Below are 21,307 nucleotides of genomic sequence, written 5' to 3'. Positions count from 1 at the left end.
GAATTACCGCGCCGACCAACCGCGTACCGACATCGAAAGCCACGAGCTATTCGTGGCTTGAGCGCAAGCTGTTGGACGCTACAAGCCCATCGCGACCCCGCGACTAAGCCACCGGCTCCTCATCGCCACGGCGCGTATCGATCGTCGCGCCCTCCTGCAAGGTCCGCGTCACCGGTGTCTTGCCCGCCACCTCAAGCAGACGCTGCCATTGCTCGTCGCTCAAGCCGGCGTCGCTATGCAGCACGCGTTCGATCCGGGTATCGCCTTCGCGATTCTTCAGCAACGTCAGTTCGACCCGCAGTTCGCCCAAGTCCCAGCCTTTGTTTTCGGCGTACATGCGCAAGGTGATCGCGGTGCACGCACCCAGCCCGGCGAGCAGGTAATCGTAGGGCGCCGGGCCGGCGTCCTGGCCGCCCGCGGCGACGGGCTCGTCGGCGATGAGGTCGTGCTCGCCGGTGCGGATGCGATGCCGATAATGCGGGCCGTCGGAGCGAACCAGCGCGGTCGAGATGGCTTTCATCCGCGTTGCGCCTTGAGATTGAGGTTGGCCGGCACCGGCGCGGGAATACGCTCCAGCGTGGTGCCGGGCACGTCGTCGAAGTAACGCCCGGCATTCCAGTCTTCGCTGGCCTGCAATACCTCCTCGGGCGTGCGCGCGACGAAGTTCCACCACATCAGCAAGTCTTCTTCCAAGGGTTCGCCGCCGATCAGCAACAACCGCGCAGCGCTGTCGCAGCGCAGCCGCAGCGTGTCGCGGCCCAGGCCCAGATACAGCAGCGTGTCGGCTTCGATGCGTTCGCCTTCGACTTCGATCTCGCCTTGCAGACACAGCACCGCGTGTTCGAATCCGGGCGTGAGCGGCAGCTCGGTGGCGGCCGCGGCGTCGGCAGCCAGATCGATGCCGACCAGCGGCGTGAACACCTGCGCCGGCGCGCGCTCGCCCAAGGCTTCGCCGGCCAGCACGGTGACGCGAAAGCCATCGCGCTCGAGGATCGGCAAATCGGGGTAATGATGGAACGACGGCTCGCGCCGACGTTCCGCCTCGGGCAGCGCGATCCACAACTGCGCCAGATGCACGCGGCCGGCATTGCCGTCGGGAGGCTCTTCGGCGTGCACGATGCCGCGGCCCGCGGTCATCAGATTGACCTGGCCCGGACGGATCAGCTGCTGCGAACCCAGGCTGTCGCGGTGCAGCACTTCGCCTTCGAGCATCCAGGTGAAGGTCTGCAGACCGATATGCGGATGCGGGCCGACTGAGGGGCCGGCACCGGGACCGTGCTGGATAGGACCGGCGTGATCGAGAAAACACCAGGCGCCGACCTTGCGCCGGGTCCGCGACGGCACCGCGCGATGCACTTCGAAGCCCGGCGCGATCTCACGGCTACGGGTGGCGATGCGTTCCAGGACGGGCCGGCCGGCGCATTGCGCGCCCTCGCTGCTGCGCACCGGTTCGGCGGATGCTTCGGGACGGCTCATGGCGAAGCGCCCGTGGTCGGCGCGGCTTCGTTCGACGCCGCAGCCGCCTGCAACGACGTCGCGATGCGCACCTCGCCGGTCAGCACCTTGTGGATCGGGCAGGCATTGGCGATCTGCAACAAGCGTTCGCGTTGTTCGTCGGACAGATCGCCGTGCAAGGAAATCACCCGGGTCAATTCGGTGCCGGCCTCGGGCTTACCGTTCGGATTGAACTGCAGCGCGACCCGCACATCGCTCAACGGCCACTGCTTGCGCGCCGCGTACATGCGCACGGTGATCGCGGTGCAGGCGCCCAGGCTCGACAGCAGCAAGCGCTCCGGCGACGGCGCGGTGTCGCCGCCGCCCAGGTCGGCCGGTTCGTCGGCTTGCCACGCATGGCCGAGGTCGTCGCGCAGGTCGACCCGGTACGGCGCGGCCGCGCTCGCGGCCTGCACGCTGGGAACAACGAGATGGGGGTCGGACATGGGATCTCCTGGCGATGAAGCGCATGGCCGGTGCCGCGCGTCGCTCGTCGACGCGCCGTGCCGAGCGATGCGGTTGTGGGCGCACCATATCGCAGACCCGGCCGCGTCGTGGGTGCTGGAATCTACACAGACAGTCCCATCCGCCGAACAATCGATCGACGCGGGCGTCGTGCCGATCGGAGTGCAGCGCCTGCCTCGGAGTCGCGGAAGGCTCGGCATCGCGACGCCGTCGCGCGAACGCGGCAGACCCCGACGAGCCGCTGGACTCGCACCATGCCGGATCGCGCCGCGGTTCGCGCGCGCCCGGCGCACCATGCGCCAGACCCGCGCGCCCACCTCAGCGCAGCGCGTCGCCGACACCGACATCGATTCGACCCGCGGATGCGCCTTGCGCAGTTCATCGGCGAAGCGCCTGGCATTTCCGGCCACGACGATGCTCGCGCCGTCCGGATCGAACGATCGCCGCGCCGCCTGCTGCACGGCCTGCGGCGTGACCCGCTCGACCGCCGCGATGAAACGGCCGAGTTCGCTCAAGGCCATCGCCTGCGCGGCGTGATCGCCGAGTGGCCGCGACCAGCGAACCGGGCTGGCGGGTCTGGCTCAACACGCTGCCGGGGGCGTAGGTCAGCGCGCGCTTGATGTGCATCGCACCGAGCCGACGCCGGCCGGCTGGCGCTACCAGCCTTCGCCGTGCCGCTTGCCCGGATCGCAGCCGTTCAAGGTCAGCATGCGCGCGACCCGCGCTTCGGCGTACTGCCGATCGTCGCCGTCCAGACCTGCGACGATCGGCTCCAGCAGCGCGCGGAACTGCGGCCAGAACTGCGCTTCGTGACGCATCGTCTCGCGCCAGTGCGGCAGCATCTGCTCCAGCCGGTCGAGTTCGATATCCAGTTGCAAGCGCGTGCTCATGAGGCCGCTCGAGGCCAAATCACTTCGACCTGATGCAATGCGCCGTCGTCGACCAGCGGGAAACTCATTGCGTCCTGGGCGACACCATCGAGTTTCACACCGGCAACGTTCTCATCACTACCGGGCTCGACCTGCCGCACCTGGATCAGATACGGCGTCTCGCGATAGCGGTAATGCATCTTGTACTGCGTCCAATCGGGCGGAATGCACGGCGCCAGTTCCAAGCGGTCGCCACGTCGATTCAGACCGAGCAGCGATTCGGTCAGCAAGCGATACATCCAGCCGGCCGACCCGGTGTACCAGGTCCAGCCGCCGCGGCCGGTATGCGGCGCCACGCCGTAGACATCGGCGGCGAGCACGTAGGGTTCGACCTTGTAACGCGCGGTCGCGGCGGCATCGGCGGTGTGATGGATCGGGTTGATCATGCGCGCGAGTTCCCATGCGCGCGCACCGTCGCCCAACTCGGCGAAGGCCATCGCCGCCCACACCGCGGCATGGGTGTACTGGCCGCCGTTCTCGCGCACGCCGGGCACGTAGCCACGGATGTAGCCCGGGTCCTTGACGGTCTTGTCGAAGGGCGGATCGAGCAACTGGATCAATCCGGCATCGCGCCGCACCAGATGGCGATCGAGTGAATCCATCGCTTGCCGCGCGCGGTCCGGATCGGCCGCGCCCGACAGCACCGACCAGCTCTGCGAGATCGAATCGATCCGGCATTCGTCGCCTTCATGCGTGCCCAGCGGGGTGCCGTCGTCGAACCACGCGCGCCGGTACCACTCGCCGTCCCAGGCGTGCTTTTGCAGATTGTCGCGCAGGCGCTTGGCCGCATCGACGCAGGCATCGGCGAAGGCGGCATCGCCGCGCGCGCGCGCGATCGGCTCGAAACGGTTCAAGGTATCGAACAGGAAGAAGCCCAGCCACACGCTTTCGCCGCGGCCGGCCAGGCCGACCAGGTTCATGCCGTCGTTCCAGTCGCCGCTGCCGATCAGCGGCAGGCCGCGCTCGCCGAGCAACTCCATGCCGCGCTGCAAGGCGAGCACGCAGTGGTCGTAGAACGGCTGGCGGCGATCGGTGGTCCACGGCCGGTCGTAGTACGACTCCTCGTCGGCGTTGAGCGCGCGGCCTTCGACGAAGCCGACCTGCTCGTCGAGCAGGCTCATGTCGCCGGTGACCTGCAGATAGCGGCAAGCCGCGAGCGGCAGCCACAGGAAATCGTCGGAGCAGCGCGTGCGCACGCCGCGATTCTGCGGCGGGTGCCACCAGTGCATCACGTCGCCCTGCGGGAACTGATGTTCCGCGCTCAGCAGCAGATGCTCGCGGCTCAGCGCCGGCCGCGCATGCACGGTCGCCATGGTGTCCTGCAGCTGATCGCGGAAACCGAACGCGCCGCCGGACTGGTAATAGCCGCTGCGCGCGACATAACGGCAGGCCAATGCTTGATACGGCAGCCAGCCGTTGACCAGCGCGTCCACGCTGGGATCGGGCGTCTCGACCCGGATCGCGCCCAGCGTGCGGGTCCAATGCATGCGCACCGCATCGAGTGCGTCGTAGGCCGCGGACTCGCCCTTGCAGCGATCGATCAACTGCGCCGCGCTCGCGGCGTCGCCGGCCGCGCCGAGGCGGAACACGATCTCGCGGGTTTCGTCCGGGGCCAGCGATGCCGGCACCTGGATCGCCGCGCACGGGTCCAGGCCGACGCCGAGGCGGCCGGACAGACGTTCGTTGAGCATCGCCGCCGGACGGCCCAGGTCGCCGTTGCGGCCGATGAACTCGGTGCGGTCGGCGGTGTAGGTGCAGCCGTCGCTGTCGGTGTCGAAGAACGCCATGCGCCCTTCGAACTCGGTGTTGTACGGATTGCGCGCGGTCAGCGCGCCGCTGGCCGGGTCGATTTCGCTGACCACGTGCATCTGCGAACGCGCGCGGATGTCGCCGAGCACCCATTCGACATAACCGGTCGCGGTGACCCGACGCGTGCGATCGGAGCGATTGCGCAGCTTGAGCACCGAGTATTTGACCGCGTCTTCCAGCCCGACATACACCCACAGCTCGCTGGCGATGCCGTCCTCCACATGCTCGTACACGCTGTAACCGAAGCCGTGGCGGGTGCGGTACGCGCCGCGGCCGCGACACGGCAGCGGCATCGGCGACCACACCCGGCCGGTGTCCTCGTCGCGCAGATAGAAGGCTTCGCCGCCGGTGTCGGCGACCGGGTCGTTATGCCACGGCGTCAAGCGGAACTCGTGTGCGTTCTCGAACCAGGTGTAACCCGGCGCGCTCTCGCTGACCACCGTGCCCAGTTGCGCATTGGCCATCACGTTCGACCACGGCGCCGGCGTGGGCTCGCCTTCGCGCAGTTCGATCACGTACTCGCGCGCATCGGCCGCGAACGCGCCGGTGCCGTTGGCGAAGTTCAACGATGCGCTGACCGGTTCGAACGGCCAACTGTCGAAGCGGCTGTCGTCGTCGCTGTCGACATGCTGCGGCGGCAGGCCCAGCAACACGCCCGACTCGTCGGTCGCGGCCGGTGCGGGCAGCGCCGCCCGATCCTGCGCAGCAAGTTCCGTCGCGACCGGCGCGCCGTCGGGCCATAGCAAGGCCGCGCCGCGCTCGGGCGGCACATGCCGGCTGACCTGCGCGGCGAGCGTGCCGCGCTTGTCGCTGATGATGACCCGCGCCACCGCCTGCAGCAGAATCCGGTCTTCCTGCGACATCTGCTGGATCGGCCGCACGAAGATGCCGCCGGGCCGGTCGAGCACGCTGCCTTCCGGGCCGGCCGAGACCAACCCCAGGATCTGTTCCTGCAACTGCTGGCGATAGCCGCTTTGTTCTTCGTTCCAGATCACCAGATCGACATTGAGCCCCTTCAGGCGCCAATACGCATGCGCCTGCACCATCTGCCGGACCAGCTCGATGTTGTCGGCCTCGCTGATCTGCAGCAGCACGATCGGGAAATCGCCGGAGATCGAATGCCCCCACAAACCCGACTGACCGCGGCGGTTCTGCAGCAGCACTGATTGTTCGGCGCGCAGGTAGGGATGCGCATACACCATCGAACCGGCCAGGCGCTCGTACAACTGCGCATCGGCCTGCGAGGCGTTGATCTGGCGGCGCACGACCTGGCTGTGCGTCCAGGCCAGATCGAATACGCGATCGGCCAGGCGCCGGTCGCGATAACGATCGATCAGCGCGGTGCAGGCGGCGCGATCGGCGCCGACGCCGGTGACCATGTCGATGATCGCGGTCTGGTCCGGCGCCAGTTCGATGCGGGTGCGGATCGCGACGATCGGGTCGAGCACCGAGCCGACCGAATCCGACAACGCGGCATCGCCGCTCATCGCCTGCGGCGTGCGCGGGGTGTTGCCGCGGCCAAGGAAACGCGCGCGATCGGTCTCGTAGGAAATCTGGCCGATGTCGGCGTCGTGGACCGCGATCAGGTGGAACATCCACGGCGGCACTTCATCGTGCGCGCGCGGCCGGCGCGTGCACAGCAAGGCCTGCTTGTCGCGGTCGATTTGCGACTGCACGAACAGATTGCTGAAAGCCGGATGCAGTTCGTCGGACAGCGCCGGCGCCAGCACCACTTCGGCGTAGGTGGTGATCTCGATGGTGCGGGTGCGGCGCGAATGATTGCTCACCCGCAGCCGGCGCAGTTCGATATCGTCCTCGGCGGAGATGGCGATCTCCAGATGAGTTTCGTAACGGTTCTTGCGCCCGCGGAACTCGGCCTTGGCGTCGGAGAAGATCGCCTCGTAATGCTCGACCGGCACGCAGGTCGGCTGATGGGTCGCCGACCAGTATTCGCCGGTGTCGACATCGCGCAGATAGCAGAACGCGCCCCAATGATCGCGGGTGGAATCCTCGCGCCAACGCGTGACCGCCATGTCGCCCAGGCGGCTGTAACCGCCGCCGGCGCTGCTCAACAGACCGTGGTAGCGACCGTTCGACAACAACTGCACGGCCGGCCGCGCGGTCGCGGGATTGCGGAACACCCGCAACTGGGTCTCGGTCACCGGCGGCGCGGCGCGCGCGCCGCTGGCCTCGGCTTCGTGCGGATGGAACACGCCGGTGCGCGGGATGCGTTCCTGCAACAGCAGCAAGGTCGCCTGGAATTCGGCGTCGGCGACGAAGCGTTTCTGCATCGGTTGGTCGCGCAGCAGATAGTCGAGCGCGAGCAGGCCCATGCCCTGGTGGTGGGCCATGAACGAACGCACCACCGCATGGGTCTGGCCGCGCGGCACCCGCGCCGGGGTGTAGTCGATCGCCTCGTACAGGCCGAATTCGCCTCCGAAGCCGAGATCGGTCAGACGCTGCAGGTTCTGGCAAGCCGCTTCGGGCATCACCATCAGCGCCATGATGCTGGCGTAGGGCGCGATCACCAGGTCCTGGCCGAGACCGCGCTTGAGCCCGAGTCCCGGCACGCCGAAGGCGCGGTACTGATAGTTCATGCGCGTGTCGACGGTGTTGTAGCCCGATTCGGAAATCCCCCACGGCACGTCGCGCTGACGGCCGTAATGGATCTGCGCCAGCACCGCGTGCTGCGCGGTCTGATCGAGCAAGGTGTCCGGATAACTCGGCATCACCAGCTGCGGCATCAGGTACTCGAACATCGAGCCGCTCCACGACAGCAAGGTCGCGCCGCTGTCGATCTCGGTCAGCAATCGGCCCAGCGAGAACCAGGTTTCCTGCGGCAACTGGCTCTGGGCGATGGCGACGAAGCTGGTCAAGCGCGCTTCCGATGCCAGCAGGTCGTAATAGCCCGCATCCAGGCGGCGTTCGTCGACGTTGTAGCCGATCGCCAGCAGATGGCGGCCGCGGTCGTACAGGAACTCGTACTCCATCAACGAGAACTGGCCGGCGATGTGCGCCAGGCGTTCGAGTTCGCGGATGCGGCGGCGCGCGCGTTCGCGCACCTCGCTGTTGTCCGATTGCCGCAGCAGGTCGCGCAGGCTGGGAATGGCGGCGGCGCCGAGCGTGGACTCGGGCTCGTCGGCGGATGGTTGCGCCGGCACGGCGTGCGCGGGCAGGAAGTCCGACAGTTCCTGCAGGGCGTCGCGACACGCGTCGATCAACGCGCGCGGCCAGCGCGAGGTGGTGTCGTCGTCGCTTGCGCTGTCGGGTACGCCGCGGCTCGATTCGATCGCTTGCGCCAGCGACAACAACTCCGATAGAACGCGTTCGATCTCGTCCGGCGCCCGCGGCGGTTCGGCCAGGATCGCGTCGATCCGCTCGCGGAATGCGGCCGCGGCTTGGCTTTGCGCCGGCGACTTGGCCGCGCCCTGCGCATTGCGCAGGTTTTCCTCGAGCACGCCGCAGGTGTCGGCCAGGCCCTGGAACACCACCGCGCTGAGCACCGGCTCGTCGATCAACCCGAGCAGGCCCTGACGCAAGGTCAGCAAATGCGCGGCGAGATTGCCGCTGTCGACCGTGGAGATGTAGCGCGGCGGCAGCGGCTGCAGGGTTTCAGTGTCGTACCAGTTGTAGAAATGCCCGCGATGGCGCGGCAGGGTTTCCAGCGTGGCCAGCGCCAGGCGCGTGCGTTCGACCACCGCGCCGGCCTGCACATAGCCCAGGTCGTAGGCGCTCAGGTTGGCCAGCAGCGACAGGCCGATATTGGTCGGCGAGGTGCGCCGCGCCACCACCGGCGTGGGGTGTTCCTGGAAATTATCCGGCGGCAGCCAATGATCCTCGGCGCGGATATGCACCTCGAAGAACGCCCAGGTGCGCCGGGCCAGACGGCCCAGAAAGCGCACCTGCGTATGCGACAACCCGGCGCGCCGCTGCTTGGGCGGACGCCCCAGCCACGCCATCAACAGCGGCGAGATCAACCACGCGGCGAGCCATGGCGCGGCGATCCACAGCGACGTCGGCTGCACCCGCGCCAACAGCACCGCGACCGCGATCGCGAACACCGGCGCGGACCACATCTCGCGCAGTTCGGCGCCGAAGCGATCGCCGAGACTGCGCTCGACCTCGCTGGACGGATTCCATTGCAACAGGCGGCGATGGCTGATCGTCATCCGCCACAAGGTGCGGGCGATCGCGCCGAGGGCGAAGAACGCTTCGAACGGCAGGCAGGCCAGGGTCACGAAGGCGCGTTGCAACTGCCGCGCGAGCGAACCGCCGACCTGGACCAGATGGGTCTCCAGCGCCATGTCGGACGGCCGCCGCAGCAGTTCCCAGCCGGCCAGCACCAGCATCGGCGCCAGCCACAACGCGAGCAGCCACAAGGTCCATGCCAACGGCTGCGGCAAGGTGGCCCAACCCCAGACCAGCAGCGCGAGCGCGGCGGCCGGCACCAGACTGCGGCGCAGATTGTCGAGCAGCTTGCCGCGCGACAGCCACGACAGCGGATTGCGTTCGAAGCCGCCGTGCATGCGCGGCACCCACGGCAGCAGCCACGGCAACAGCTGCCAATCGCCGCGGATCCAGCGGTAACGACGCTTCACGTCGGCCGCATAGCGCGATGGATAGTCCTCGAACAGGCGCACGTCGCTGATCAGACCAGCGCGCGCGTAGCAGCCTTCGAGCAGATCGTGGCTGAGCACGCGGTTGTCGGGCAGGCGGTCGGCCAACGTGTACTCGAACGCGTCGACGTCGTAGATGCCCTTGCCGACGAACGAGCCTTCCGCGAACAGGTCCTGATAGACGTCCGAGACGATCCGCGTGTACGGATCGATGCCCGCCTCGCTGCCGAACATGCGCGCATAACGCGAGCCGCGGCGTTCGCTCATGCCGCTGCCGACGCTCGGCTGCAGGATGCCGTAGCCGCGGGTGACGCGCTGGCGGCGCTCGTCGAAACGCGCCTGATTGAGCGGATGCGACAAGGTCGCGATGAACTCGCGCGCGGCATCGCGCGGCAGGCGCGTGTCGGTGTCCAGGGTGATGACGTAGCGCACGTTCTCCAGCACCTCGGTGTTGCCGGTGACTTGCGAGAACGATTCGCGCGAACCGCCGCGCAGCAGTCGGTTGAGCGCGGCGAGTTTGCCGCGTTTGCGCTCCAGGCCCATCCATTTGCGTTCCTGCGCGTTCCACAGGCGCGGCCGATGGAGCAGGAAGAACAGGTCGCCGCGCTCGCCGGCGTAGCGGCCGTTGAGGCGTTCGATGTGCTGCGTCGCGTGCGCGACCAGGGCTTCGTCGCCGGGCAGGGTCTGCTCGTCGGCGTCGAGGAAATCGGTCAGCAGAGCGAAATGCAGGTAGGTGTCGCGATTGGCGAGGAAGCGCACTTCCAGACCTTCGACCAGGCGATCGATCGCCTGCGCGCTGGTCAGCATCGCCGGCACCACCACCAGACTGCGCGCCTGCGCCGGCAGTCCCTTGGAATAATCAAGACGCGGCAACGGCTTGGGCGCGATCAACACCGTCGCCAGCCAATTGACCAGATGAATGCCCAGATCGCTGAAGGCGATGAAGGCCAGTGCCGCCAACACCAGCAGCGGCGCCAGGTTCATCGATACATCGCGGGTCTGCCACAGCAAGCCGTAACTGCACGCCGCCGCGACCAGCCCGATCGGCAGCAGGTACGCGCCCAGCGGCACCCGCCGCCGGCTCAGGCTCACCGGCTTGCGCGCGCGTCCGGATGCGGCCAGCGCGTCCTTGATCTGCGCGGTGCCGTCGTCGATCAGGTAATAGCCGACATGGGCCTTGCTGCCCTGCGCATCGCCGGCCGCGCGCGCCAGTTCCAGCACGATATCGGCCACGTCGGTCTCACTGGTGCCGCTGCGACGCGCGAGTTTTTCCACCACGTGCCGATACATGTCGCGGGTGTTGAAATCCATCAGCGCGTACACGCCGAGCGGATCCTGGCGCAGGGTGTGTTCGACCAGGCTCATGGTCTCGACGAACTCGCGCCAGTCCATGTTGACCAGGAATCGCAGGCTGCCGATGCTGTTGCTGATCGAGACCTGATCGGAGGCCTGTTGCTGGCTTTCCGAGCGCACCAGTTCCTCGACGCTGTGGCCGCCGTCGGTCAGCCATTGATCGATCCAGCTGATCGGCATCGCCAGCGCCGCGCTGCGGCCGTGCAGTCCGCGCGCGAGTTCGGCGACGAAGGCGCCGGTCATCGGCGGATCCGAACGCGCCATGTCGGCCACGATCAGGACCACGTCCTTGGGATTGTTGTCGGCGGTCTCGTTGAGCCGCTCCGACCATTCGGCGGCGCGGCGATGATCCAGGCCATCGCGCATTACCCGCGCCGCCATGCGCCGCAGGTTCTCGATCAGCGCCAACCGCAGCATGATCGGGATCGCCCACAACTCGCCGAGCTTGAGCGGGGTGACCGATTGATAGGCGGCGACGAAGCGGGTCATCGTCTCGGCGTCGATACGTCCGTCGCCGTGGGCGATCGCCTCCATCGCCAGATCGTAGACGCGCGGCATGCCGGTGCCGGGACCTTCGCTCAACGCCGGCAGTTCGCGGCTGTAGCCCTTGGGCAGATGCCGGCGCGCGGTGCGGATCTGTTCTTCGATCAGATAATAGTTGTCGAGCAACCACTCGCCGGCCGGGGTGATGCGGACTTCATCCTGCACCATTTGAGTCAGCAGCGCGCTGGCGTCGCCGAGCACGCCTTCGTTGTCCTTGAGCCGCGCCAGCAGCAGGTCCGAACCTTCCGCCGCCTGCACCCGATGACTTTGCGCGAGCGCCTTGCCGTGCTGCTCCATCTGCTCGGCGCTGAGCAGGCGCGACCGCAACGGCTCCTCGGCCAGCCAGGGCCTTCCCTTCGCTATCCGCCCCCAGCGCCACAAACGCCGGTGCAGGCGCAACCAATGACTGAGAATTCGCCACACATAGGACATACGATATCCAAACTTTAGCGGTCGCCAGGTTCAGCCAGACTCGGACGATGAAATGGTCGGGGCCGAAAACGTTGGCGTGCAGACCCAAGGAAGTACCGTAGATAAAACATCGAACCACGCGTCGCACGACCAGCCATCGACTGATCGCGCGGCGCGACGGGAAGAACTAATTGGTCGGCAGGTTGACCCGGTCGATACCGTGGATCACCGCGTTGCTCGAATAAATGTTCGGCAGCATGACCTTGCCGCTACCGAAGCTGACCTGCTTGTTGACCGACTGAATCGCGACGTTGCGACCGTTGACGGTCTTCAACGCATCCCATCGTTCGAACTCGACCACCGTCTTGCGCTTGGGCACCAGATGGCCATACAGCACGTCGGCGAGTTGTGATTTATTTTCCGGACGGAACAACGTCTCGAGCATGCCTTCGGGCAATTTGCCGAATGCGGCGTCGATCGGAATGAACGCGGTGAACGGGCCGTTGCCGTTGAGCAGCTCGGTCAGGCCGGCGCGTTCGACCGCATCGCAGAAGATCGAGAACGAGCCATGCGCGGCGGCGACTTCGAGCAGGTTTTTCGGCGCCGTCTCGGGCAAGGCACGGGCAGCGGAATCGGCCATCGCGCCGGCCGGGGCCATCGGGGTATTCATCAAGATTTCGCCTTCGCTACGATCCGTCAGAAACGGATCAATCAACGGCCTAAGCCGCATCTCCCACAAACGCGGGGAGTTCTAGGCTCGTGCGGTTGGGCAATGTCAATCGCCGCGCCTGAGTCACTGCCACGACGTTGCGTCGTGTCGCCGGCCTACACTGCGCCGCCGAGTGTTAGCTAACCGTGATCCGTGCGCGCTCGAAACGGGCGATCGTCACATGCGCGACGGCGGCGACTGCTATGGTGGTATCGCTGCAAGTACTCACGCGACCACGGTTCGTCGTTCTCACGCGTCGCCACACGCGCAGCCGGAACACTCATGCACTCGCGCATTCGCACGCACTTCAATCGCATCGACCGCCCGGCGCAATCGGCGGCGCGTGGCTATGCCTTGGCGGTTGAGATCGCGGAAAGCGAAGGCTGGCCGATGCGACCGGACTTGCCTGAGCGACCGGCGGCGACGAGGTCGGTCAAACATTACTTCGGCGACGACGGCGGGCCGATCGCCACTCAATTCCACGACGAGCAGGGGCGCTGGTCGGTCGTCCAATCGACGCGCGCATGGCTCGGGTGAAGCGGTCGATGCGGATGCGTCGACGGCTTGCGTTGCCGGTCGGCCTGGTTATCGAATGATGCATCGCGGCTGCGCCGCTGGTTCGCGATGGGCGCCAGCGACGGCATGCGTTCAGCGTCTTGCACGTCGCCTCATCTTGGGCCGCGACCGCGACATGCGATCGCGTGCACGACGCAAAGGCGAATCGATCAGGGCAGCGTGAACTTGCGCGTCGAGCGCAGCGGCCAGATCGAGGTGAACTTCGCGCCGCCCACCAGCCGGAACGCGGCCGACATGCCGTTTTGGATGCCCTTCGCTTCCAGGACATCCTTCGCGCGGCGGAACGAGTGGCGCGGGTCGGCGGTCAGCATGAACAGATTGATCTCTTTCGCGCTGACGTCGTAGCCCTCCAGCTCGACCGTCTTGCCCAGGACCGCCTTCAATTCGTCCTCGATCGTCGCCAGAAATGCTTCGTCGGCCAGCGACTTGCGCCAGAACTTGATGATGAGCTGTTGATCCATCCGGCGATTGTAGACCCAACGCGCGATCGGACCGATTCGCACGCACGCGATCGCCGCCGCTCTGCCGAAGGCGTGCGACGTCGCCGGACAGGACGCGCTTGGAACCCGCGGCGTCCGTCGCGCAATCCCGACATACATATAAGTAGGCGGGCAATCCGAACCGGCGAGCACGCCTTCGCCCACGCGGCGGCGCTCGAACCACCCCGCCCAGGCCAGACATCAGGTGCCACGCCATGGATGCAAAAATTACTTGACACCATGTAAAGTATTTTTTACATTCATCCCACCTTGAACCGAGGACGCCCACGTGTCGCACCGAGAGAAAACCGCCTGGTTGTCGCTGATCGCACTGGCCGTCACCTTCGGCCCCTACTTCGCCATGGTCGCGATCAATCCGCCCGGCGGATCGCTGCCCAATCTGCGCCAGCTCGGCCTGTACGCCACGGTGGCGATCGTGCAGTTGCTGATCCTGGGCGCCGGGCATCTGTACCTGCGCCGCGCCTCGCCCGAGGAAGCGCGCATGCCCGCGGACGAACGCGATCGCGCCATCAGCCAGCGCGCGACCACCTGGGCCTACTACGTGCTCATCGCCGGCATGATCGTGGTCGGCTGCATCATGCCGTTCACGACCGGCGGATGGACCTTGGTCAATACCGCGCTGGCGATGATCACCGCCTCGCAGGTCGTTCACTACGGCATCGCCGTGTTGAACTATCGCAGGCAGGCCTGATGCAAGGATCGATTTCGAACAACATCCGCGCCTTGCGCTTCCACCACGGCGAAATGTCGCAGGCCCAGCTGGGTCAGCACATCGGCCTGACCCGGCAGACGGTCGCCGCGATCGAAGCCGGCAAGTACTCGCCGTCGCTGGAGGCGGCGTTCCGGATCGCGCAGGTGTTCGGTGTGCCGCTGACGGAGGTGTTCCAGTGGCAGGCGGTGGCATCCGACTGACGCCGGCGCGGCGACGGCGCACGCGTCGATCGATCTGAGCAAAACGTGCCGGCCATCATCATCGCAACGCGAGCGGGTTCGGTATTTCGAGCTCGCGACCGCGGCCGCTTGCATGCAGCGGTGCATGCACGCTTCCTTGAAACCCGCTACCGCGCGCATTCATAGACACACACAGGCACGCATATTGCGCTGCAGCGTGCATGGATCAATTTGATCTGATTAGTCTAACGCCCGTTTCAATCCAGCCACTCAGACCGGGAATTGAAACGCCCTGTCGGCCGCCCGAGCTGAAACCCTCCGCGGATACCCGCCGTGAACAGTCACAGCCCTATCCCAGGCAACACCCGGGGGCGTCTGCTCGAAGCGGCGGAGCTGCTGTTCGTCAAGCACGGCTACGAAGGCATGTCGCTGCGCCAGATCACCAGCCACGCCAAGGTCAATCTGGCGGCGGTGAACTACCACTTCGGCAGCAAGGAAGCGCTGGTCCAGGAACTGCTGTCGGCGCGGCTGGACCGCTTGAATCAGGAACGCCTGGCGCTGTTGTCGCTGTGCGAGGCGCGTTACGGCGAAAACGCGATGGACGCCGCGGCGGTGTTCGGGGTGCTGTTCGTGCCGGCGGTCCGGATCAGCCGCGACCGCACCGGCGGCATGGGCTTCATGCGCTTGCTCGGACGCGTCTACAGCGATCCGTCGCAGTTCATCCGTGATTATCTGCACGAACATTATCAGCCGATCTACGAACGCTTCTTCGAAGCCTTCGCCCGCGCGCTGCCGCATCTGTCGCGCAACGAACTGGGCATGCGCCTGCATTTCGCCCTCAAGGCGCTGTCCGGCGTGCTCGCCAGCGAAGACATGGACGAGCTGATTTCGGCCTTGTGCATGGGCGAGCCGGTCAGCGATTCGCTGATGCTGGCGCGGCTGATCGCGTTTGTGTCGCCGATGCTGACCGTGCCGTTCGACAATCGCGAACACATCGGCGGGGTCGAGCAGATCATGGAGATGGCCGCGGCCGCCGCGCAGGCAGCCGATTCCAAGGTCGAGGCCGACGGTGCGTCGTCGGGTTCGCGCAAGCCGCGCGGGATCCTGCCGTTATGGGCCGAAAAAGTGGTGGGGACATGAAGGCAAACCAATACGGCGCGGCGTTGGGGAACGCCGGACCGCGCGTCACGACCGGCCATGGCCGGTCGTGGGCGAAACCCTTGCGCGAGCGACGGCAGCCACGGCCCGCGCCGTCGCGGCCGACGATATCGGCGGACGCCAGCGTCCATTCGCCGACCTGAGCGCCGGCGCCATTCCATGCGGTACGGGGAAGAGACAATGACCGATCCGGCGTCATGGCCGCACGATTCCGCATCGCTAGCCGATTACGGAGAAGACTGCGTCAAGCAATGGAACAACGTGTCGCTGCGTTATCGGGTGCCGTTGCGCGGCTTCTTCTCCAAGCGGGTGAAGGACAGCGCCGAGGTCGAGGACCTGACCCAGGAAGTGTTCCTGCACCTGATCCGGCGCGCCCGCGGCGGGCCGATCGAGCATGTCGAGCAGTACGTGTTCCAGGTCGCCGCCAACACCCTGCGCGACTGGGGCCGGCGCCGCAAGGCCCGCAACCAGGAGGCCCACGAGTCGTTCGACGCGGAAATTCACCAACCCGCTACGGATATTTCGCCCGAGCGCGTCTTACTGGGTAAGGAAGAAATAAAGCGGGTCAGCGCCGTGCTGCGCGCGCTGCCCGAGCGGACCCGCGACGTGTTCGTGCTGCGGGTGCTGGAGAAGAAGAAATATGCGGAAATTGCGGTCATGATGGCGATATCGGTGCGGGCGGCCGAAAAGCACATGGCCAAGGCGCTGGCGCAGTTGGGCGGCATCATGGGCAAGGCACAGGATCGGGACTGATCGGGGCGCGAACCGTCGCAGACGGCAGGTGAATCCGTGCATCGGCACTGGGTTCGGTTGAGCGACCCGTCACGGATCGGCATGCGGGTCGGGGCGGCGCTGGAAAACGCAAGCGGATCCTGCGAAGAGGTAACGGCAGATGAAATGCAAAATCCCGCAGTTGGGTGACGAAGCGACGGACCTCGCGCCCGAAGGCGTGTACGAGGTCGCGGCGCGCTGGAGCGAGATTCTGCGCGACGACGACAGCGCGATGACCCGCGAGGCGTTCGAGGCCTGGCGCGCGCAGTCGCGCGAACACGCCGCCGCGTTCGACCGGGCCCAGGCCGCGCACGCGCTGGCCTCGCTGCTCGCGTTCACCCCCGAAATGCAGTCGCTGCGCCACGAGACGATGGCGCGCATGGTCGACAGCAACGTGCGCCGCTCGCGCCGCACCCGCGGCTGGTCGATCGCCGCCTCGCTGTTCGTCGCCGCCGTGCTCGGCGCGATGGCGCTGGGCTCGCAGATGGACTGGAACCGCGCCGGCGACAGCCGCGAAGCGTCGGCCGGCAACGTCTACCAGACCGGGGTCGGCCAGCGCGCGGTGGTGACCTTGGACGACGGTTCGGTGATCACCCTCAATACCGACAGCCGCATCTCGGCGCATTACCGCGCCGGTCTGCGCGCGGTCACGCTCGAACGCGGGCAGGCGCTGTTCAAGGTGGCGAAGGATCACACCCGCCCGTTCGTGGTGACCGCGGCCGGACGCCAGGTGACCGCGCTCGGCACCGAGTTCGACGTGTATCTGTCCAAGCGCGCGTTCGAAGTGACCTTGCTGGAAGGACGGGTGACGGTCACGCGCGATCGCGCCGTTGCGTCGGCCAAGCCGAGCACCGACTCGCCGCTGGCCGAACTGCGTCCGGGCCAGCAGTTCGTCGCCATCGCCAAGACCCAGCCGCAGGTGCGCGCGGCCGACGTCAAGCGCGTGGTCAGCTGGCGCCACGGCCAGATCGTGTTCGAGAACGAACGGCTCGAGGACGCGATCGCCGAGATGAATCGCTATTCGAGCCGGCAAGTCGTGCTCAGCGATACGCACCTGGCGTCGCTGAAGATCAGCGGCGCGTTCAACACCGGCGATACCGGCACCTTCGTCGAAGCGCTGACCGCGTATTTCCCGATCGAACGCAGCACCGCGCAAGACGACACCATCGTGCTCAAGCCGCGTCCCGTCAGCCGCGGCTGAGCCGCCCGTGTCGCGTCGCGAATCGGATGCGTCATTCGCATCGCGCGACCGCGCCATCCCCTGCAGACCTTTCGTAGTGCGTGCCAACGCGCGCGCGTCCGCGCGTGCTCGCGACGCGCTGCTCGCAATGACACGCCTGCAATCACGCGCCCGCATCATCGGTGCTGCAGTGCAAAAGTGAACTCATGGGTTCAACAACACGCGAATACACATCGACACATCCGCAGGTTCGGGTTTTGCATGCGCTCGCGTCTGTACTAACTGAGGTCGCAACCAAAGACGACCCGAAACCGGAGGGGAGAGCGAATGCAAGTGCAAGATCCGAAACGTTCGTGGAAGCATGCGGCTCGGCCGTGCGTGTTGTTTCTCGCGCTGCTGCCCTTCCTGAGCGCTTACGCGGCCGATGGCGCCGGCGGCACCGCCAGGTTCGACATCCCGCAGCAGAAGCTCGACACCGCGCTGTCCGAGTACGCGCGCCAGAGCGGCACCCAATTGCTCTACTCGCCCGAACTCGCCACCGGCAAGAAGACCGGACAAGCGGTGCGCGGCGAGAAGACCGCGCGCCAGGCGCTGGACGAATTGCTCGCCGGCACCGGCCTGAACTACGCCACCAGCGCCTCCGGCGCGATCCTGATCAGCGACGGCAGCAGCCGCGGTGGCGGCGCGAGCGGCAAACCGCTCGACGGGGAGAAGCAGGGAAACGTCCAAGAGGTCGCCGAAACGCAGCCGACGGCGCCCTCCCCAGAATCCCAGGCAGACCAATCGGCGGCCGAAACGACGAGCGAAAACCCCGCTAAACGCTCCAGCGCCACCACCCTCGACACCATCGTGGTGACCGCGCAGAAGAAGGTCGAGAACATCCAGAAGGTGCCGATCGCGATCACCGCGTTCGGCGGCAAGGACCTGGGCGACCGCAAGATCGAGACCGGCGGCGACCTGGTCACCGCGACCCCGAACGTCACCTTCTCCAAGACCAATTTCGCCAGTTACAACTTCCAGATCCGCGGCATCGGCACGCAGGCCCTGTCGGTCACCACCGACCCGGCCGTGGCGGTCAGCTTCAACAGCACGCCAATGATCCGCAACCGTCTGTTCGAACAGGAATACCTCGACGTGGAACGCGTCGAGGTGCTGCGCGGCCCGCAGGGCACGCTGTACGGCCGCAACGCGACCGCCGGCGTGGTCAACATGATTCCGAATCTCGCCAACCCCGAAGCGTTCGAAGCCGAGGTCAAGGGCGAGGTCGGCAACTTCGACACCCGCCGGGTCACCGGCATGGTCAACGTGCCGCTCAGCGATACGTTCGCCTTTCGTGTCGCCTCGCAATACACCAAGCGCGACGGTTACGACGAAAACACCGTGACCAACCGCGACGTCAACGACCGCGACCTGCTGTCGGTGCGCACCTCGCTGGCGTTCAAGCCCAGCGAGCGCTTCAACGCCAGCCTGGTGTGGGAGCACTTCCAGGAAGACGACCGCCGCGCCCGCACCGGCAAGCAGCTGTGCCACAACGATCCGGGCCCGACCCAGGTCGGCGCGACCCCGGTCTCGGCGATCGACCGCAACTACATGAGCCAGGGTTGTTCGGACGGCTCGCTGTACGACAACGGCGCGTTCGGCGTTCCCAACGGCGCCAGCATCCCGTTCGTGCTCGGCGCGCAGACCACCGGCGTGGGCTATCTGCTCGATCCCGACGGCAATTTCCTCGACGTCGCCACCTTGATTCCGCGCGGCCTGGACCCGTACGCCGGCGTGACCCAGTCGCGCGACCTGCGCAAGATCGCGACGACCTACGATCCGAAGTTCAACGCCACCAACGACATCTTCCAGTTCAACCTGGAAGCCGATCTCAGCGATCACCTGCGGCTGATCTCGCAGTCGACCTACACCCGCGACCAGTACTATTCGACCCAGGATTACGGCCGCTTCCAGTCGCAGCCGATCTTCACCAACACCTCCACCGGGGTGTCGCAGTTCGGGCCCGACGGGGTGGAACCGGCGTTCAACTCGCTGCCCAACGGCACCTACTGCGATCCGCAGCTGGGTTGCTCGGACCGCTTGCTGATCGCCGACCTGGTCGATTCCGACAGCCGCCAGTGGTCGCAGGAATTCCGCCTGCAGTCCTCGTTCGACGGCGCCTTCAACTTCAGCCTCGGCGCGAACTACCTCGAGTACAAGGTCGACGAAAGCTACTACGTCTTCAGCAACGCCTTCACCGCCTTGGCCGACCTGTTCTTCAACGGCAACGGCGCCGGCAACGCGCCGGGCAAGTGCCCGGCCGGCAGCGCGACCCGACTGGATCCAAACTCGGGCGAGATGATTCCCTGCGTCTACATCGATCCCAATCCGCTGGGCTCGATCGACGGCAACGGCCACAACTATTTCCGCAGCCGCAACGTCGCCGAAACCCGCTCGGCCGCGATCTTCGGCGAGGGCTACTGGAAACTCAGCGACACGGTGCGACTGACGGCCGGCGTGCGTTTCACCAACGACCGCAAGATCACCACGCCGTATCCCAGCCAGACCCTGCTCGCCGATTCGACCGGCACCACCGGCGTTCCGCAGTTCTTCGGCGGCTATGTCGGCTACGGCTATCCGGCGCTGCCGAAGATCACCCAGACCTGGAACGAGCCGACCGGCCGGCTGGTGCTGGACTGGTCGCCGGACCTGTCGTTCACCGACAGCACCATGTTCTATGCCTCGCTCTCGCGCGGTTACAAGGCCGGCGGCACCAACTCGCCGGCGATCGGCGCCAACCCCGATGCGCTGAGCTTTCAGCAGCGCGATGTGGAGTTCAAGCCCGAGTTCGTCAACGCGATCGAAGTCGGCATGAAGAACGTGATGGCCGGCGGCAAATTCATTCTCAACGGCACCTTGTTCTACAACGACTACAAGGACTATCAGGTCTCGCAGATCCAGGACCGCTCCACCTTCAACGAGAACTTCAACGCCAAGACCTGGGGCGCCGAACTCGAAGCGGTGTGGCGTCCGACCGACGCGTTTCAGCTCAGCGGCAACGTCGGCCTGTTGCGCACCCGCATCGGTTCTGATCAGTACTCGATCGACGTGATGGACCGCACCGCCGGCAATTCCAACTGGATGGTGATCAAGCCCTGGCTGCAGCTGGCGTCCAACTGCATCGCGCCGAAGGAGTACGTCGAAGCGGTGCTGGCCGCGACCTATCCGCAGGACCCGCCGTTCAACAACGCCAGCAGCATCCTCAACAGTTTCTGCTCGACCAATCTGCCGCTGGCCGGCGCCGGCTTCTCGCCCGGCGGTCCGTACGACGGCGCCTACGGCTTCACCTACGATCCGGCCACCGATGCGCCCAACGGCGGCGCCGGCTTCGCCAAGAACGTCGGCGGCAACGAACTGCCCAACGCACCGCACATCACCGTCAGCCTGAGCCCGCAGTACACCTTCATGACCGCGCACGGCGACTTCACCGCGCGCGCGGACCTGTACTACCAGGGTCCGAGCTGGGCGCGCATCTACCAGGACAAGATCGACCGCCTGCACGACTGGGGCAACGTCAACGTCTCGTTGACCTGGACCAAGATCGAAAGCGACCTGGCGGTGCAGCTGTACGTCAAGAACGCGCTGGGCGGCAAGGCGATCACCGGCACCTTCGTCAACAGCGACGACACCGGCCTGAGCAGCAACGTGTTCATCCAGGACCCGCGCATCATCGGCTTGTCGGTGCGCAAGGGCTTTTTCTGAGTTCGCATCGTCGTCGCGGCGCTCGCGCGGCGCGACGACGACAAGGTCGCCCGACGGCTACGGACCGCTCACCGTAGCCGTCGGGCAGCGCAGCCACGGCGCCCGCTTCATTCCGTGACAGCACGTGTGGACACGCCCGTGTCCCTAAACATCGACGCCTC

Annotated in this window: 15 protein-coding genes; 8 read left to right on the top strand and 7 right to left on the bottom strand. The window is 66.5% G+C overall.

All coding sequences use genetic code 11. From position 1 onward, the window contains the following. Positions 1-103: 103 nt before the first annotated feature. From AC3A4T_RS04095 to AC3A4T_RS04085, 3 genes are read right to left on the bottom strand one after another with little or no spacing between them, the layout of a single operon-like run. Positions 104-520, bottom strand: coding sequence for an OsmC family protein (locus AC3A4T_RS04095; protein WP_487674225.1), 417 nt, complete (start codon positions 518-520; stop codon positions 104-106). Then, positions 517-1,476 (bottom strand): pirin family protein, encoded by a 960-nt coding sequence (locus tag AC3A4T_RS04090; RefSeq protein WP_487674224.1) that lies wholly within the window; start codon positions 1,474-1,476, stop codon positions 517-519. Before AC3A4T_RS04090 ends, AC3A4T_RS04095 begins: the two co-directional genes overlap by 4 nt. Then, complete coding sequence (locus AC3A4T_RS04085) at positions 1,473-1,940, bottom strand: OsmC family protein (protein WP_487674223.1); 468 nt, start codon at positions 1,938-1,940, stop codon at positions 1,473-1,475. Before AC3A4T_RS04085 ends, AC3A4T_RS04090 begins: the two co-directional genes overlap by 4 nt. On the opposite strand from AC3A4T_RS04085, the gene AC3A4T_RS04080 reads away from it, so the two are divergent. After that, a complete protein-coding gene (locus AC3A4T_RS04080; RefSeq protein WP_487674222.1) occupies positions 1,939-2,496 on the top strand; it encodes a hypothetical protein in 558 nt (185 codons plus the stop codon). The two genes, AC3A4T_RS04085 and AC3A4T_RS04080, sit on opposite strands and share 2 nt — an antisense overlap. Before the next feature lie 119 nt (positions 2,497-2,615). Here AC3A4T_RS04080 and AC3A4T_RS04075 read toward each other — a convergent pair whose 3' ends face one another. From AC3A4T_RS04075 to AC3A4T_RS04065, 3 genes are all read right to left on the bottom strand, one after another. Then, positions 2,616-2,849, bottom strand: a complete 234-nt coding sequence (locus AC3A4T_RS04075; protein WP_487674221.1) for a hypothetical protein — start codon at positions 2,847-2,849, stop codon at positions 2,616-2,618. Then, the gene (locus AC3A4T_RS04070) at positions 2,846-11,506 is read right to left on the bottom strand and encodes a GH36-type glycosyl hydrolase domain-containing protein (RefSeq protein ID WP_487674453.1); all 8,661 of its coding nucleotides are present in this window, start codon (positions 11,504-11,506) and stop codon (positions 2,846-2,848) included. The genes AC3A4T_RS04075 and AC3A4T_RS04070 overlap by 4 nt, the downstream gene beginning before the upstream one ends. Before the next feature lie 301 nt (positions 11,507-11,807). Then, the gene (locus tag AC3A4T_RS04065) at positions 11,808-12,290 is read right to left on the bottom strand and encodes a fasciclin domain-containing protein (RefSeq protein WP_487674220.1); all 483 of its coding nucleotides are present in this window, start codon (positions 12,288-12,290) and stop codon (positions 11,808-11,810) included. A gap of 321 nt (positions 12,291-12,611) precedes the next feature. Here AC3A4T_RS04065 and AC3A4T_RS04060 point away from each other — a divergent pair, with 321 nt between their 5' ends. Further along, positions 12,612-12,866 (top strand): hypothetical protein, encoded by a 255-nt coding sequence (locus AC3A4T_RS04060; protein WP_487674219.1) that lies wholly within the window; start codon positions 12,612-12,614, stop codon positions 12,864-12,866. Positions 12,867-13,054: 188 nt separating this feature from the next. Here AC3A4T_RS04060 and AC3A4T_RS04055 read toward each other — a convergent pair whose 3' ends face one another. Further along, positions 13,055-13,549, bottom strand: coding sequence for a hypothetical protein (locus AC3A4T_RS04055; protein WP_487674218.1), 495 nt, complete (start codon positions 13,547-13,549; stop codon positions 13,055-13,057). Positions 13,550-13,673: 124 nt separating this feature from the next. Between AC3A4T_RS04055 and AC3A4T_RS04050 the strand changes: the two genes are divergently transcribed. The 6 genes from AC3A4T_RS04050 to AC3A4T_RS04025 all read left to right on the top strand — a co-directional run bounded on the left by AC3A4T_RS04050 (position 13,674) and on the right by AC3A4T_RS04025 (position 21,146). Beyond that, positions 13,674-14,096, top strand: coding sequence for a DUF2178 domain-containing protein (locus tag AC3A4T_RS04050; protein ID WP_056115712.1), 423 nt, complete (start codon positions 13,674-13,676; stop codon positions 14,094-14,096). Then, entirely contained in the window at positions 14,096-14,317 is a 222-nt protein-coding gene (locus AC3A4T_RS04045) for a helix-turn-helix transcriptional regulator (RefSeq protein WP_487674217.1), read from the top strand. The genes AC3A4T_RS04050 and AC3A4T_RS04045 overlap by 1 nt, the downstream gene beginning before the upstream one ends. Positions 14,318-14,629: 312 nt before the next feature. Continuing rightward, positions 14,630-15,436, top strand: a complete 807-nt coding sequence (locus AC3A4T_RS04040; protein ID WP_487674216.1) for a TetR/AcrR family transcriptional regulator — start codon at positions 14,630-14,632, stop codon at positions 15,434-15,436. 279 nt (positions 15,437-15,715) lie between these two features. Then, positions 15,716-16,207, top strand: a complete 492-nt coding sequence (locus AC3A4T_RS04035) for an RNA polymerase sigma factor (RefSeq protein WP_487674215.1) — start codon at positions 15,716-15,718, stop codon at positions 16,205-16,207. A 139-nt stretch (positions 16,208-16,346) separates the two neighbouring features. Next, on the top strand, positions 16,347-17,426 hold the full coding sequence (locus tag AC3A4T_RS04030) for a FecR family protein (protein WP_487674214.1): 1,080 nt from the start codon (positions 16,347-16,349) through the stop codon (positions 17,424-17,426). A 306-nt stretch (positions 17,427-17,732) separates the two neighbouring features. Further along, entirely contained in the window at positions 17,733-21,146 is a 3,414-nt protein-coding gene (locus AC3A4T_RS04025) for a TonB-dependent receptor (protein WP_487674213.1), read from the top strand. Positions 21,147-21,307 lie beyond the last annotated feature (161 nt).

The organism is Lysobacter sp. Soil_N_51 (assembly GCF_057655755.1).
This window is presented reverse-complemented; position numbering and strand designations above follow the sequence as displayed.